Source organism: Streptomyces sp. NPDC037013 (genome assembly GCF_055607265.1).
In genome coordinates, this window is record NZ_JBVJRV010000006.1 from 464,418 (window position 1) to 478,790 (window position 14,373).

The window sequence follows — 14,373 nt, forward strand, 5'->3', positions numbered from 1 at the left end:
ACCACCGCACGCACACCACCGCTACGACCCGAGGAGTCCTTCTTGGCCTGCGACCTGTGGCTGGTCCCCCTCGTCGACGTGCTGTGCCACAGCGCCGACAACCCCTTCGCGGAAGAGCTCGCCGTCTACGACAAGGCCCTGCACGAGGCCGGACTCCCGTCCGTGCCCGTCTTCGCCTACATGCCGGGCCTCTCCGGTGACGTCGCGCCGGTCGCGGGCTTCGACTACGACGCGCTGCACTTTTTGCGCCGCGCCTACCTCCTGCAGATCTGCGGCCTCGAGGTCACCCCCGTGGACGCCCTGGGCGGTGACTACGAACAGCTCCTGGAGATGTTCGACGCCACGGCCCAGCAGTCGCACCTGGTCTGGCACTACGACCACGCGGGCGCGTACGTGCCGGTGGACTTCCCCGCGCCGCTCTCCAACGACGAGCTCCTGGCCGGCGGCGGCCCGCTCGGCTCCTCGCAGGCGCTCCTGCGCGAGCTGGAGTTCGTCGCCCCCTCGATCGGCATAGACCCGGCCAACCCGCCGCTGCCCCCGGCCCCGCCGAAGGCCCCCACGTCCCTGGAGGAACCGGCCGCGGTCCCGCCGTCGGACGAGAGCCCCTTCGCGCGGGAACGGCACGTCTGGCTGGGGCTGCACGCGGCGGCGACCCGGAGCCTGGCCCAGGGCTCGATGATCGTCTACAGCTAGGACAGGCGCGGGATCCCGGGCACGGGCGGGGTCAGCGCGGCTCCGGCGGGCGCTGGCGCGGCATGTTCGGCCGGGCCCCGGGCGGCATCGGGAACCGTCCCGGGGCGGCCGGGGCCTCCCGGGGCGAGCCCCCCGGGGTCATCGCCTGCATGGCCAGCGGCACCGGGCCCGCCCGGAACTCCACCATCCAGTCCGAGGTCTCAGCCCGCACCAGCTCCGTCACGTCCTCGGAGAACTTGCGCAGCACCCCCAGGCACCGCTCGGCGGCCTCGCCCGCGGTGCCCTCGGTGGGCCCGAGCACCTCCCGCACGCTCTCCGACGCCCAGTCGAACTGGAGCACCTGCAGCCGCCGCTGCACGGCCTGCGCGGTCGCCACGTCCCGCATCCACCCGGAGGTGAGCCCGAAGAACCGGTCGCACCCCACGCACGCCACCCCGGCGAGCAGCGACACGAACCCCCAGGTGGCGACGGGCCCCACGGCCCCCGCCAGGTCGAGCAGCGGCAGCACCCCGCCGCCCACGGCGCCCAGGGCGGCCCCTGCCCGCAGCAGCCGGGCCCCGCGCCGCTTGCGGCCGCGGTCGGCGAGGTACCACTCGGCGGTGTTCAGGGCGCCCCGCTCCACCCAGCGGTACAGCTCGTCGAGCCGCTCGGCGGGCTCGCCCCAGTCGCCGAGGGGGAAGGCCCGGCCGGTCAGATCGCCGAGGCGCGCACCCTGACCCGCACCGGCGGCCCCCGAACCCTGCCCTTCGGGGGGCACCCCCTCGGGTTGCATCTCCGGCTGGCTCACCCGGCACTCCTCCATGAGATCGCGCGTATCGACGCTAAGTCCTACCGCCCAATGGGTGGCCCTGAGACCGGGTTCGCGGCTTTTCCGCCCGGAAGAGGTGCTTGATCAGGTATAGGAAGGCGGCCGATCTCACCCGAAAGAGTGTTGCCGAGAGTGCCGGGGCGGCCCGCCCGCCGACCACGTAGGCTCGGACCAGGCGGAAAACCCCGCCAGACGGACCCGTACGAAACGGAGCTGATCGTGATCCCCGGTGGTGGCCAGCCCAACATGCAGCAGCTGCTGCAGCAGGCCCAGAAGATGCAGCAGGACCTCGCGGCGGCCCAGGAGGAACTGGCGCGCACCGAGGTGGAGGGCCAGGCGGGCGGCGGCCTCGTCAAGGCCACGGTCAACGGCTCCGGCGAGCTGCGCGGCCTGGTGATCGACCCGAAGGCGGTCGACCCCGAGGACACCGAGACGCTGGCGGACCTGGTCGTCGCGGCGGTCCAGGCGGCCAACGAGAACGCGCACACGCTCCAGCAGGAGAAGCTGGGCCCGCTCGCCCAGGGCCTGGGCGGCGGCGGCATCCCGGGGCTTCCCTTCTAAGAAACCCCCCGGCCAACTACCGTACGTAGAGAGCCGGCACCCTCCAGAGGACTTCAGGAAAGGCGTTCCGTGTACGAAGGCGTGGTCCAGGACCTCATCGACGAGTTGGGCAGGCTGCCCGGCGTCGGTCCCAAGAGCGCGCAGCGGATCGCCTTCCACATCCTCCAGGCGGAGCCGACGGACGTCCGCCGTCTCGCGCACGCCCTGATCGAGGTGAAGGACAAGGTCCGCTTCTGCGCGACCTGTGGGAACGTCGCGCAGGAAGAGCTCTGCAACATCTGCCGCGACCCGCGCCGCGACCTCTCCGTCATCTGCGTGGTCGAGGAGCCGAAGGACGTCGTGGCGATCGAGCGTACGCGCGAGTTCCGGGGGAAGTACCACGTCCTGGGCGGCGCGATCAGCCCGATCGAGGGCGTCGGCCCGGACGACCTGCGCATACGGGAACTCCTTGCGCGCCTGGCCGACGGCACGGTCACCGAGCTGATCCTGGCCACGGACCCGAACCTCGAGGGCGAGGCCACGGCGACGTACCTCGCGCGCATGATCAAGCCCATGGGCCTGAAGGTCACCCGCCTGGCCAGCGGACTCCCTGTCGGGGGAGATCTGGAATACGCGGACGAGGTCACCCTGGGCCGCGCTTTCGAGGGGAGACGACTCCTAGATGTCTGACGCCACGCTGAACACCGTGATCGACAACCCTGACGACTTCGCGGTCCAGATCTCGGACCAGATCGAGAGCTTCATCGTCTCGGTCAGGGAGGTCGCCAAGGGTGACGAGCCGGACTCCGCGGTCCCCTTCCTCCTCCTTGAGGTCTCCCAGCTGCTGCTGGCCGGCGGCCGCCTCGGCGCGCACGAGGACATCGTCCCCGAGGAGCGGTACGAGCCGGATCTCGGCCCCGAGCAGGACGTCGACGACCTGCGCGAGCGCCTGGCGCTGCTCCTCGACCCGATCGACGTCTACTCCGAGGTCTTCGACCCGTACGAGCCGCGCAAGGCCCCGGTGCCCTGCCGCATCTCGGACGACCTCGCGGACGTCGTCGCCGACCTCTGCCACGGTCTGGCGCACTACCGCGCGGGCCGCACCACCGAGGCCCTGTGGTGGTGGCAGTTCTCCTACTTCTCGAACTGGGGCTCCACCGCGTCGGGTGCCCTGCGCGCCCTCCAGTCCCTGGTCGCCCACGTCCGCCTGAACCAGCCCCTGGAGGACCTGGACGGCCTGGACACGGACGAGGACCTGGCGGAGTCGGCCCTGGAGGAAGAGGCCGGCAAGGTCATGGCGGAGGAGATCGCGGGCCCGCTGGGCCTGCGCACGGTCAAGTAGGCCCCCGCGCGGCGGGCGGCCGGAACCTGTGACCCGCCCCACTTTCCGGAGTGCAGTGCTCCGAAACGGGCATGTGCCCTCGCGGAGCGGTCGGAACATGCGTCCCGAAGAGCGGGAACGCATGTCCGGTGATCACCTCGTGAGCGGGACATCTCACGATCTGATATGGCCGAGGCGAATTTCGGCCGCTCGTTAAACTGAGCCGACCGCACAACGGATTGAGCGAGGAGCGCACGTGGGCCTTGTCGTGCAGAAGTACGGAGGCTCCTCCGTAGCCGATGCCGAGGGCATCAAGCGGGTCGCCAAGAGAATCGTCGACGCCAAGAAGAACGGCCATCAGGTCGTTGTCGTGGTCTCGGCGATGGGTGACACGACGGATGAGTTGATCGATCTCGCCGGACAGGTATCCCCGATCCCTGCCGGACGCGAATTCGACATGCTGCTGACCGCTGGTGAGCGCATCTCCATGGCCCTGCTGGCCATGGCGATCAAAAACCTGGGCCACGAGGCCCAGTCGTTCACGGGCAGCCAGGCCGGCGTCATCACCGACTCCGTCCACAACAAGGCGCGGATCATCGACGTGACCCCGGGACGCATCCGGACCTCGATCGACGAGGGCAACATCGCCATCGTCGCCGGGTTCCAGGGCGTCAGCCAGGAGGGCAAGAACATCACCACGCTCGGCCGTGGTGGGTCGGACACGACCGCCGTCGCCCTCGCCGCCGCCCTCGACGCCGAGGTCTGCGAGATCTACACGGACGTGGACGGTGTCTTCACCGCCGACCCGCGTGTGGTCAAGAAGGCACGGAAGATCGACTGGATCTCGTTCGAGGACATGCTGGAGCTCGCGAGCTCCGGGTCGAAGGTGCTGCTCCACCGCTGCGTGGAGTACGCCCGCCGTTACAACATCCCGATTCACGTGCGCTCGTCCTTCAGCGGGCTCCAGGGCACGTGGGTCAGCAACGAACCGCAAGGGGACCGCAAGGTGGAGCAGGCCATCATCTCCGGTGTCGCGCACGACACCTCCGAGGCCAAGATCACGGTCGTCGGTGTGCCGGACAAGCCGGGCGAGGCCGCCTCGATCTTCCGCGCCATCGCGGACGCCGAGGTCAACATCGACATGGTCGTGCAGAACGTGTCGGCCGCCTCGACGGGCCTGACCGACATCTCCTTCACGCTTCCCAAGGCCGAGGGCCGCAAGGCCATCGACGCCCTGGAGCGGACCCGCCAGTCGGTCGGCTTCGACTCGCTGCGCTACGACGACCAGATCGCGAAGATCTCCCTCGTCGGCGCCGGCATGAAGACCAACCCGGGCGTCACCGCGACCTTCTTCGAGGCGCTCAGCGACGCCGGCGTGAACATCGAGCTCATCTCGACCTCCGAGATCCGCATCTCGGTCGTCACCCGCGCCGACGACGTGAACGAGTCGGTGCGCGCCGTGCACACGGCCTTCGGGCTCGACTCCGACACGGACGAGGCCGTGGTCTATGGAGGCACCGGGCGATGAGCCGGAAGCCGACGCTCGCGGTCGTCGGAGCGACCGGGGCCGTCGGCACCGTCATGCTCCAGATCCTGTCGCAGCACGCCGACATCTGGGGCGAGATCAGACTCGTCGCCTCGCCGCGCTCGGCCGGCCGCAAGCTGGCCGTGCGCGGCGAGGAGATCGAGGTCCTTGCCCTGTCGGAGGACGTCTTCGACGGGGTCGACGTCGCCATGTTCGACGTGCCCGACGAGGTCTCCGCGCAGTGGGCCCCCGTCGCCGCGGCCAAGGGCGTCGTCGTGGTCGACAACTCCGCCGCGTTCCGGATGGACCCGGACGTGCCGCTCGTCGTGCCGGAGGTCAATCCGCACGCCGCGCGCGTGCGGCCGCGCGGCATCGTCGCCAACCCCAACTGCACGACGCTCTCGATGATCGTCGCCGTCGGCGCGCTGCACGCCGAGTTCGGGCTGCGCGAGCTGATCGTCTCCTCGTACCAGGCGGTGAGCGGGGCCGGCCGCGAGGGCATCGACACCCTCCGCCGCCAGCTGCGGCTGGTCGCGGGGACCGAACTGGGGTGCAGCCCCGGCGACGTACGCCGCGCGGTCGGCGACGACACCGGCCCCTTCCCGGAGCCCGTGGCGCTCAACGTGGTGCCCTGGGCCGGGTCCCTGAAGGACGACGGATGGTCGTCCGAGGAGATGAAGGTCCGGGACGAGTCGCGGAAGATCCTCGGCCTGCCCGGCCTCCGCGTCGCCGCCACCTGCGTACGCGTGCCCGTCGTGACCACCCACTCCCTGACCGTCCACGCGCGGTTCGAGGACGAGGTCACTGTGGACAAGGCGCGCGAGATCCTCGCCACCGCCCCGGGCGTCGTCCTGTTCGACAATCCGGCCGCCGGGGAGTTCCCCACCCCCGCCGATGTGGTCGGCACCGATCCGACCTGGGTGGGCCGGGTGCGCCGTTCACTGGACGATCCGACCGCCCTCGAACTCTTCGTGTGCGGGGACAACCTGCGCAAGGGAGCGGCGCTGAACACGGCGCAGATCGCGGAGCTGGTGGCCGCGGAGTTCACGGCAGGCTGACTCGGCGGTACGGGTCCGTTTCCCGCCCGGCGCGCGCCCCATTTCCGGCAATTGGTATGGACCACCCCAGGATCGGGCCCCTCGTGGGATCTGTGTAAGTTCTGTGTCCAACTTGGTGGCAGTGAGCGCTTGAACTGGATCAGCTCCGCGTTCGAAGATTCGCGTCTGATCACTGCAACCGGCAGCGGGACGGGGGGCGTCTTTAGCGGTCGCCCTTCAGGGGTGGCCCGAGCGCTGTCGAATATGGGGCATAGGGGAAGAGCTGGTACGCATGGGGGCATTTGATGCATCGTCACGAGCGGTGCCTGCACAGCATGCTGCAAACGCGATTCCGGATGCGTACAACCCTGACGGGGGGAAGCGTGTCCAACAAGCGTGGCAGAGGTACTCGACTTCACAGCGGTACAGGCGAGAGGCGCGGCGGCACTGCGCCCCACTCGCCGACCCCGCGCGACCGGTGGCATGCCGGTGATCGCACCCATGCCCGCAGCGCGGCCCGCCCGCATCCCGGCGCAGCGCGAGGGCGATGAGTTGCGCGTGACCGCGGGCACCACAGTCGACCATCTCACCGAGACCTACCGCGCTCACTACAGGTCGCTCCTCGGTCTGGCCGCGCTGCTCCTGGACGACACGGCGTCCTGCGAGGACGTGGTCCAGGAGGCGTTCATCCGGGTGCACTCGGCGCGCAAGCGGGTGCGCGACCCCGAGAAGACGCTCGCGTATCTGCGCCAGACCGTCGTCAATCTCTCCCGGTCCGCACTGCGCCGGCGCATCCTCGGGCTCAAGCTGCTCTCGAAGCCGATGCCCGACATGGCGAGCGCGGAGGAGGGGGCCTACGACCAGCTGGAACGCGACGAGCTGATCAAGGCCATGCGCGGTCTCCAGCGGCGCCAGCGCGAGGTCCTCGTGCTGCGCTACTTCGCCGACATGACCGAGGCGCAGGTCGCCGAGACCCTGGGCATATCGCTGGGCTCGGTGAAGGCGTACGGTTCGCGCGGCATCGCGGCCCTGAGGGTCGCCATGGAGGCGCCGGCATGAGTGAGCGCGAGCGTGACGAGCAGGGCGGATTCAAGCGGCATGGCAGGAACGGAAACGTGAACCACGGTCCCGAAGGCGGCCCCGGCCCCGACGACCCCGGGGCCGAGAGCTTGGACGCGGGCGGTGCGGGAACGGGGGGTCCGGAAGCCGACGGCCCGGAAGCCGACGGTCCGGAAGCCAGCGGTCCGGAAGGCAACAGTCCGGAACTCGGTGATCGGGGAACGTCCGGTCCGCGGGACCCCCTGACCATCCTGAGCCTCGGCGCTCGATCCCCCGGCGGACGTGGCGACGACGAGCGAGGCGCCGACGAACTGGGCGCCGACGAGCTCGCCCTGCGGCGGATGCTGCGGCAGGCCGTGGAGGAGATCGAGCCGAGCGATCGTTCGCTCGAACACCTGCGGCAGGCGGTTCCCGCCCGCAGGGCCCGCAAGCGCCAGGCCGTGGTCGGCCTCGCCGCCGCCGCGCTCTTCATCGGGACCGCCGTCCCCGCCCTCGTCCACGTCACCAACTCCAAGGGCGACTCGGACGACCGGACCTCGGTCGCGGGCAACAGCCAGGACGTCCAGGGCGGTTCGAGCCAGGGCAAGGGCCCCGACGGCGGCGAGAAGGGCTCGGGCGAGAAGCCCGACAAGTCCAAGGGCAAGAACAAGAAGGGCGAAAAGGGCAAGAAGGGCGGCAAGGGGAAGGGCGGTACGGGCGGCGGCGGCACGGGCTCGCCGGACCCCTCCACCTCCGAGGCCGCGAGCTCACCGGTCTGCGACGCGGCCCAGCTCGCCGCGTCGGGCGGCGCGAACGCACCCGAGGCCGACAACAAGGTGTACGGCTCGTTCCGGGTCTCCAACATCTCCGACAGCAGCTGCACCATCGAGGCGGCCGGCGCCGTCGGCACGGTGGCCCAGGGCGCGGCCGACCCCGCGAAGATCACCGTGGTCGACCACACGGCGGGGGACGCGGCGACCGGACTGCCCGACCCCGCGCAGGAGGCCAGCCCGTTCGTGCTGCGGCCCGGCGCGGCGTACGAGGTGCGGTTCGCCTGGGTGCCGTCGGAGACGTGCCCCTCGGACGGCGGCGAGCCGACGCCCGACCCGACGCCCTCCGAGGGCAGCAGCGGGGCGACGGAGGGCGGCACGCCCGCCGGCACGCAGCCGCAGCTGGTCCGGACCGACGGCGGTGTCGCCGACGGCAGCGTGGTGATCTCCCTGACCGCGGAGGCGGGCTCGCCCTCGGCGGGGACGACGATCCCGAACGCGTGCGCGGGAACGGTATACCGGACCGGAGTGCTGCCGGCGTCCTAGGGCTGGGGACGCGGCCCTGGGGATACGGGACGTGGGGCGGGGCTCAGGCCTGGACGGCCCGGCTCTCCTCGCCCTTCTCACCCTTCTCGCCCTTCTCACCGTTCTCCGGGTCCCCGGCCGGGTCCGGGAGCAGGCCGAGCTGGGCGTCACGGGCGAACTCCGCCTCGCGCCGGAACAGCCGGAACCACATGAAGACGACGAAGCCCGCGAAGACGAACCACTCGCCGGTGTAGCCGAGGTTCTGGAAGGCCTTCAGGTCCAGGCCCGTGTTGCTGGGCGCCGCCGCGGGAACCGCCTTCATCCCGGAATCGGCCTTCCCCAGCGTGATCCACGCGTCGTACACGTCGTCGCGTACGAGGTTGACCAGTGACGCCGAGCTGATCGCGCCCAGCTGGCCCCGGGGCAGGCCGCCCGCCGCGCTGACCCCATTGGAACCGGGGCTCTCCGAGGCCTGCAGCGCACCGGTGACCGTGACCTCGCCCTTCGGGGCGGCCGGGGCCTTCGCGGTGCTCGCGTCGCCGGGGAGCCAGCCGCGGACTACGGGCAGGGACCTGCCGTTCTCCGTACGGAGCAGGGTCAGCACGTAGAAACCGCGCTTGTCGTCCAACTCCCGGTCCGGTACGAGCAGTTGCCTGCCGTAATGGCCGGTGGCCGTAGCTTGCTCGCCGGAGGTCTCCTTGTCGACGGGCAGCAGCGAGTCGAGGGGGCGGCCCCGGGTGTTCCGCTCCTTGCCCTGATCCGCGACCTGCTCCTTGGCGGACTCGTGGTCCTGTACGCGGTCCTCGAAGCGGCCGAGCTGCCAGGACCCCATGAAGATGCAGAAGGGGATGGCCAGCACGACGAAGAGGTTGATCCCCCACCAGCGGGGCGTCAGCAGAAACCGGTACACACTCCCACGGTACGGGTCCCCCACGGGGTACCACCCCGGGGGGTCCGCCCTCACTCCACCCCGCCCACCCGGCCCGGTGGCGGCCTGCCTACCCCGTCGCTTCGCGGCGGATGCATCCCACCCACCCACCCGTTTACCCCGCACCGTGGGGCGGGCGCCCGTGGCTGGCGTGCGTTTTTCTCTGCTGCTAGGGGTGGGGCCGCCCCTGTCCCGCCGCTCCGCGGCGGATGTTCCCCACCCACCCACCCGTTTACCCCGCACCGCAGGGTGCCCGCCCTTCGCCCACGCTGCGTCGCCGGGCAAACGGGCGGGTGGGTGGGAGAAATCCGCCGCGAAGCGGCGGGACAGGGTCCGCCCCCACCCCGCCGCAGGGTGAAGACGCCCCCACCCCACGGCGCCGCGCAAGGAACCCCCGCTCAGCCCGCCGCAGGCGCCACGTGGCGAGACACGAAATCCAGCTCCAGCGCAACCTGCTTGATGCGCTCGTCCACGACCAGTGACCCGTGGCCCGCGTCATAGCGGTAGACCTCGTGCACCGCGCCCCGCGCGGCCAGGCGGTCCACGTAATTGTCGATCTGGCGGATCGGGCAGCGCGGGTCGTTGACGCCCGCCGAGATGTAGACGGGGGCCTTCACCTCGTCCACGTACGTCAGCGGGGACGAGGCCCGGAACCGCTCGGGGACCTCCTCGGGCGTGCCGCCCAGAAGCGTGCGGTCCATCGCCTTCAGCGCCTCCATCTCGTCGTGGTACGCCGTGACGTAGTCCGCGACGGGCACCGCCGCGAGCCCCGCCGCCCAGGCGTCCGGCTGGGTGCCGAGGCCGAGCAGCGTGAGGTAGCCGCCCCAGGAGCCGCCCGCGAGGATCAAGCGGTCGGGGTCGGCGAGGCCGGATGTCACCGCCCACTCCCGTACCGCCGCGATGTCCTCCAGCTCGATGAGGCCGACGCGGTGCTTGAGGGCGTCCGTCCATGCGCGGCCGTACCCCGTCGAGCCTCGGTAGTTCACCCGGATCACCGCGTACCCGTGGTCGACCCAGGCGGCCGGGCCGGCCGCGAAGGAGTCGCTGTCGTGCCAGGTGGGCCCGCCGTGCACCTCGAAGACGGTGGGGAGCGGCCCCGTGGCGCCGGCGGGGCGCTGCACGAGTGCGTGGATGCGGCCGCCGGGCCCGTCCACCCACACGTCCTCCACAGGCACGGACTTCGGGGCCTTCATGCCGGGCGGGTCCAGGACCACGCCGCCGGTCGTCGAGCGGACCACCGGCGGCTCGGCCGCCGACGACCACATGTACTCCACGGTGCCGTCGGGGCGGGCCGTCGCGCCGGAGACGGAGCCGGCGGGCGTGTCGATGCGGACCAGCTCGCGGGTGGCGAGGTCGTAGCGGAAGAGCTCGCCGCGGGCCTCGAAGCCGTGCGCGATGAGCAGGGCGGAGCCGTCGGGATACCACTCGGCGCTCACGTCGCCCGGCAGGCCGAGCGCGAGGTCGCTCTCCTCGCCCGTCGCGACGTCCCACACCATGGGCTCCCAGCGTCCGCGCCGCTGGTGCCCGACGAGCAGCCGCGGGTCGCCGTCGACCGGTGCGAAGCCGAGGACCTCAAGGCCCAGCTCGACCGTGCCGCCCTCGGTGTCGTCGAGTTCGGCGACCGTGGAGCCGTCCGGGCGGATCACGCGGAGGGCGGAGTGCATGGCGTCGCCGTGTTCGGTGTGTTCGACGGCGATGAGCGTGCCGTCGTGCGAGAGGTCGCCGACGCCCGCCGATTCGCGGTGGCGGTACACCTCGACGGGGGCGGCGCCCTCACCTCGTACGACGTGGATCGTCGAGCCGTCCTCGTCCGTCGAGCGGCCGACGACCACCGTCCCGCCGTCCCTGCCGGGGGCGAGCCCCGCGGGATAGGAGGCCGCCAGGCCCGGCACCGCGGGCTCGTCGGGGCCGCCGCCGAAGGGCTGGCGCAGCCAGACGCCGAATTCGTCGCCGTCCGTGTCGTCGAACCACCAGATCCACTCGCCGTCGGGGGAGAGCGCGCCGTCCGTCGTGCCGTTCGGCCGGTCGGTCACCTGGCGCTGGGTGCCGGTCGTCCTGTCCCACGCGTACAGCTCGTACGTCCCTGTCGCGTTCGACACGAACAGGGAGCGGTGCGGGGCGTCCTCCGCCCACTCCGGCAGGGACACCCGGGGCGCCCTGAACCGCTTCTCCCACTCCGGCATGGCAGCCTCCCCCGCCACACCCGTGCCAAAGGCACCCGCCGCACCAGCCGCGTCCGCCGCACCCGTGTCAGCAGCCGCATTCTTTGCGCTCGTCGCGCCCGTCGAACCCGTCTCGCTCATGCCCCCCATACTGCCTGGCCCCGCCGACAATTCGCTGGCGGGATTCCCCAGCCTGTGGATAACTTTCCGATCATGTACTCCCCGACACCCGCCGACTGGCGAGAGGCCAACCGGAAGCGCTGGGACGAGCGCGTGCCCCTCCATCTCGCCGGCGACTTCTACGACCTCGCCTCCTTCCGCGCAGGCAAGGACCCCCTGCGCGACCACGAACTGGCCGAAGTGGGCGACGTACGCGGAAAGTCCCTGCTGCACCTGCAGTGCCACATCGGACTCGACACCCTCTCCTGGGCGCGGCACGGGGCGTCCCGCGTGGTCGGGCTCGACTTCTCCGAGCCGGCCGTCGAGGCGGCCCGCGACCTCGCCGCCGAGCTCGGCCTCACCCGCGAGCAGGCCACCTTCGTCGCCGCCGACGTGTACGACGCGGCCGGTGCGGTGCCCGACTCCTCGTACGACATCGTCTACATCGGAGTGGGTGCGCTCTGCTGGCTGCCCGACATCCGGCGCTGGGCGGAGACCGCCGCGTCGCTGGTGGCCCCCGGCGGCTTCCTCTACCTCTCCGAGTTCCACCCGCTCACCGACGTGCTGGACGACGCCACGGGCTCCCGTGTCGAGCACGACTACTTCGCGCGCGACGCCTGGGTCGACGAGACGCCCGGCGGTTACGCGGACGACGGCACCGCCACCGTCCACAACCGCAGCGTCGAGTGGCAGCACCCCATCGGCGACGTCGTCTCCGCCCTCGCCGCCACGGGTCTGCGCATCGACTTCCTGCACGAGCACGACGAGACCGTCTTCGCGCGCTTCGGCGCGCTCGAACGGCGCGAGGGCGTCTACCGCTTCCCCGCGGACCGGCCCCGCATCCCGCTCATGTACTCGCTGCGGGCGAGCCGGGACCGGTAGGGCGAGGGCAGGGCGAGACCCGGAGTGACTCCGGGCAGGGGTGGCTCAGGGCAGGGGCGAAGGGGGCCGCAGCCAGCCCTCCCGTTCGGGCGCGAACTCGCCGAGCTTGCGCCAGTCCCAGGCCTGCAGGGCCTCCCGCCCCTGGTCGTCGTCGCGCGTGAGGACGGCGACGACGACGTCGGAGGTGTGCCGGGTGAGGAGCAGCGTCCGCAGCCGGGACGCGACGCCCGCCCGGCGCCCGGCGGGCGTCATCATCAGTTCGCTCAGCCGGAACACCCGCCCCGAAGCGGTCTGTTCCTCGACCTCGGCCGGCAGGACCCCCCTGAACCCCTCCCACCACTCGCCGCTGCGCTCGGCGCGGTAGCCGTAGAGGCAGCCGACCAGGCCCGACGCGTCGGCCACGACCATGTCGAAGTCGGTCTGCTGCACGTCGTGTTCGAAGCGGCGCAGGAACTCCTGCCGGTCGCGGTGCCCGCCCCCGCCCGCCCCGCGAAAGGCCTCCACGTAGAGGTCGGCGACGGCCTCCCGCTGCTGCTCCGCCTGCCAGCGGCTCAGCCGCCGCAGGAACACTTCCGGCATGTGCGCCTCCCGCCCCGCCCCCGTCGGGGGCGACTCCCCCTACACTCTGGACTCCGCATGGTGACAGCACGGACCGGCGAGCGGAACGGGGCCATGAAACCCTTTGTCCGCGAGGAGCTTAACCACAGCGGTATTGGGCAGGCGGTCTGGTGATGTCCCGCCCGACCGCTCTCACGGAAGGTGAACTTGTGAGGTCGCCTACACAGTTGACTGCAGCATCGACACAAGAGGAAGCACGCACCGCGGGCCCCTGGGAAGAGATGTACAGCAGCGAACTGCCGTGGGTGGAGGACGCGGGCAGTGTCGCACCCAAGGACGCGCGGGCTCTGTCGAAGATCTTCTTCGACCGCCTCCAGTCCCTCGAAGAGGGCACGCACGAATATCAGTACGCGCGCAACACCCTGATCGAGATGAACCTGTCGCTCGTGCAGTACGCGGCCGCGCGCTTCCGCGGCGGCAGTACGGACGCCGACGACATCGTGCAGGTCGGCACGATCGGTCTGATCAAGGCCATCGACCGCTTCGAGCTCTCCCGTGACGTCGCGTTCAGCACCTTCGCCCTGCCGTACATCACCGGCGAGATCAAGAGGTTCTTCCGCGACACGACGTGGGCCGTCCACGTGCCGCGCCGCCTCCAGGAGCTCCGGGTCGACCTGGCCAAGGCCAAGGAGCGGCTCAGCGCCGAGCTGGACCGCGAGCCCACCGTGCGGGAGCTCGCCGAGCACCTCGAGATCAGCGAGAGCGAGGTCAACGACGGCCTTGTCGCCTCGAACGGCTACACCGCGGGCTCCATCGACGTCCCGGTCGGCCAGGACGACGGCACGCAGGGCCGCGACTACGCCGATGTCCTCGGCGAGGACGACCCCGCGCTCGACCTCTTCGAGGAACTGCACACCCTCGCCCCGCTCATCGAGCAACTGGACGAGCGCGAACGCCACATCATCGAGATGCGCTTCGGCCGTGAGATGACGCAGGCACAGATCGGCGAGGTGCTAGGGGTCTCCCAGATGCACGTCTCGCGGCTCCTGTCGCGCACCCTCGGCAAGCTCCGCTCCGGAATGCTCACGGAGACCTGAGCCCGACCCCGAACCCCCCCCAAGACGGCTGGTGCAGGGCCGCTCTCGTGTCCGCTCGGCACGAGAGCGGCCCTGCGCGTGTCCGGGTCCGGGTCCGGGTCCGGGGCGATTGCCCCCGGTCAGCCCCGGCCCCGGGCCTCGTCCACCACCATCTGACTCTCGTCGCTGACGGAGACGCTGGTGTGTTCCAGTACGTCGGGCACCAGCCGGACGTCGCCGACGCCAGGGAGGGAGTCGGCCGGCCCGGCCGCGTGGGCGGGGTGCGCGGCCAGCACTCCCAGGACGGTCGCGGCCAGCACCGTGACGTGACGCTTCATGAAGACTCCAGGC

General features: G+C 71.3%; 15 protein-coding genes. 10 read left to right on the forward strand and 5 right to left on the reverse strand.

What is annotated here, in order from left to right; genetic code table 11:
* Positions 1-42: 42 nt before the first annotated feature.
* Entirely contained in the window at positions 43-693 is a 651-nt protein-coding gene (locus tag ACZ7DY_RS24350) for a hypothetical protein (protein WP_471138351.1), read from the forward strand.
* 31 nt (positions 694-724) lie between these two features.
* Here the strand turns inward: ACZ7DY_RS24350 and ACZ7DY_RS24355 are convergent, their stop codons facing one another.
* The gene (locus tag ACZ7DY_RS24355) at positions 725-1,480 is read right to left on the reverse strand and encodes an SLATT domain-containing protein (RefSeq protein ID WP_471138353.1); all 756 of its coding nucleotides are present in this window, start codon (positions 1,478-1,480) and stop codon (positions 725-727) included.
* Between the two features lie 240 nt (positions 1,481-1,720).
* Here ACZ7DY_RS24355 and ACZ7DY_RS24360 point away from each other — a divergent pair, with 240 nt between their 5' ends.
* The 7 genes from ACZ7DY_RS24360 (at position 1,721) to ACZ7DY_RS24390 (ending at position 8,278) form a co-directional block, all read left to right on the forward strand.
* Positions 1,721-2,062, forward strand: a complete 342-nt coding sequence (locus tag ACZ7DY_RS24360; protein ID WP_471138354.1) for a YbaB/EbfC family nucleoid-associated protein — start codon at positions 1,721-1,723, stop codon at positions 2,060-2,062.
* A 69-nt stretch (positions 2,063-2,131) separates the two neighbouring features.
* Positions 2,132-2,731: a recombination mediator RecR gene (gene recR / locus ACZ7DY_RS24365; RefSeq protein WP_389717611.1), complete on the forward strand. Its 600-nt coding sequence runs from the start codon at positions 2,132-2,134 to the stop codon at positions 2,729-2,731.
* Entirely contained in the window at positions 2,724-3,383 is a 660-nt protein-coding gene (locus ACZ7DY_RS24370) for a DUF5063 domain-containing protein (protein WP_471138355.1), read from the forward strand. Before recR ends, ACZ7DY_RS24370 begins: the two co-directional genes overlap by 8 nt.
* A gap of 235 nt (positions 3,384-3,618) precedes the next feature.
* Positions 3,619-4,890 (forward strand): aspartate kinase, encoded by a 1,272-nt coding sequence (locus ACZ7DY_RS24375; protein WP_471138357.1) that lies wholly within the window; start codon positions 3,619-3,621, stop codon positions 4,888-4,890.
* Positions 4,887-5,945, forward strand: coding sequence for an aspartate-semialdehyde dehydrogenase (locus ACZ7DY_RS24380; protein ID WP_471138359.1), 1,059 nt, complete (start codon positions 4,887-4,889; stop codon positions 5,943-5,945). Before ACZ7DY_RS24375 ends, ACZ7DY_RS24380 begins: the two co-directional genes overlap by 4 nt.
* A gap of 462 nt (positions 5,946-6,407) precedes the next feature.
* Positions 6,408-6,983, forward strand: a complete 576-nt coding sequence (locus ACZ7DY_RS24385; RefSeq protein WP_471138360.1) for a SigE family RNA polymerase sigma factor — start codon at positions 6,408-6,410, stop codon at positions 6,981-6,983.
* On the forward strand, positions 6,980-8,278 hold the full coding sequence (locus ACZ7DY_RS24390; protein WP_471138362.1) for a hypothetical protein: 1,299 nt from the start codon (positions 6,980-6,982) through the stop codon (positions 8,276-8,278). Before ACZ7DY_RS24385 ends, ACZ7DY_RS24390 begins: the two co-directional genes overlap by 4 nt.
* A gap of 43 nt (positions 8,279-8,321) precedes the next feature.
* Here the strand turns inward: ACZ7DY_RS24390 and ACZ7DY_RS24395 are convergent, their stop codons facing one another.
* A complete protein-coding gene (locus tag ACZ7DY_RS24395; RefSeq protein WP_471138364.1) occupies positions 8,322-9,167 on the reverse strand; it encodes an SURF1 family protein in 846 nt (281 codons plus the stop codon).
* 416 nt (positions 9,168-9,583) lie between these two features.
* Positions 9,584-11,368, reverse strand: a complete 1,785-nt coding sequence (locus ACZ7DY_RS24400) for a S9 family peptidase (protein ID WP_471138366.1) — start codon at positions 11,366-11,368, stop codon at positions 9,584-9,586.
* Positions 11,369-11,560: 192 nt separating this feature from the next.
* Here ACZ7DY_RS24400 and ACZ7DY_RS24405 point away from each other — a divergent pair, with 192 nt between their 5' ends.
* Positions 11,561-12,388 (forward strand): class I SAM-dependent methyltransferase, encoded by an 828-nt coding sequence (locus tag ACZ7DY_RS24405; protein ID WP_471138368.1) that lies wholly within the window; start codon positions 11,561-11,563, stop codon positions 12,386-12,388.
* Positions 12,389-12,433: 45 nt separating this feature from the next.
* Here ACZ7DY_RS24405 and ACZ7DY_RS24410 read toward each other — a convergent pair whose 3' ends face one another.
* Positions 12,434-12,967, reverse strand: a complete 534-nt coding sequence (locus ACZ7DY_RS24410; protein WP_471138370.1) for a GNAT family N-acetyltransferase — start codon at positions 12,965-12,967, stop codon at positions 12,434-12,436.
* 260 nt (positions 12,968-13,227) lie between these two features.
* Here ACZ7DY_RS24410 and ACZ7DY_RS24415 point away from each other — a divergent pair, with 260 nt between their 5' ends.
* Positions 13,228-14,043 carry an RNA polymerase sigma factor SigF gene (locus tag ACZ7DY_RS24415; RefSeq protein ID WP_471138372.1) on the forward strand — a complete coding sequence of 272 codons (816 nt, stop codon included), beginning with the start codon at positions 13,228-13,230 and terminating at the stop codon, positions 14,041-14,043.
* Positions 14,044-14,162: 119 nt separating this feature from the next.
* On the opposite strand, the gene ACZ7DY_RS24420 is transcribed toward ACZ7DY_RS24415, so the two are convergent.
* Entirely contained in the window at positions 14,163-14,360 is a 198-nt protein-coding gene (locus ACZ7DY_RS24420) for a hypothetical protein (RefSeq protein ID WP_471138373.1), read from the reverse strand.
* Between the last annotated feature and the right edge of the window lie 13 nt (positions 14,361-14,373).

Excerpts from the sequence above, each read along its gene's own strand:
- ACZ7DY_RS24370 (WP_471138355.1), top strand. The coding sequence starts at position 2,724 with ATGTCTGACGCCACGCTGAACACCGTGATCGACAACCCTGACGACTTC.
- ACZ7DY_RS24380 (WP_471138359.1), top strand. The coding sequence starts at position 4,887 with ATGAGCCGGAAGCCGACGCTCGCGGTCGTCGGAGCGACCGGGGCCGTC.
- ACZ7DY_RS24385 (WP_471138360.1), top strand. The coding sequence starts at position 6,408 with ATGCCGGTGATCGCACCCATGCCCGCAGCGCGGCCCGCCCGCATCCCG.
- ACZ7DY_RS24390 (WP_471138362.1), top strand. The coding sequence starts at position 6,980 with ATGAGTGAGCGCGAGCGTGACGAGCAGGGCGGATTCAAGCGGCATGGC.
- ACZ7DY_RS24400 (WP_471138366.1), bottom strand. The coding sequence starts at position 11,368 with ATGCCGGAGTGGGAGAAGCGGTTCAGGGCGCCCCGGGTGTCCCTGCCG.
- ACZ7DY_RS24405 (WP_471138368.1), top strand. The coding sequence starts at position 11,561 with ATGTACTCCCCGACACCCGCCGACTGGCGAGAGGCCAACCGGAAGCGC.
- ACZ7DY_RS24410 (WP_471138370.1), bottom strand. The coding sequence starts at position 12,967 with ATGCCGGAAGTGTTCCTGCGGCGGCTGAGCCGCTGGCAGGCGGAGCAG.
- ACZ7DY_RS24415 (WP_471138372.1), top strand. The coding sequence starts at position 13,228 with ATGTACAGCAGCGAACTGCCGTGGGTGGAGGACGCGGGCAGTGTCGCA.
- ACZ7DY_RS24420 (WP_471138373.1), bottom strand. The coding sequence starts at position 14,360 with ATGAAGCGTCACGTCACGGTGCTGGCCGCGACCGTCCTGGGAGTGCTG.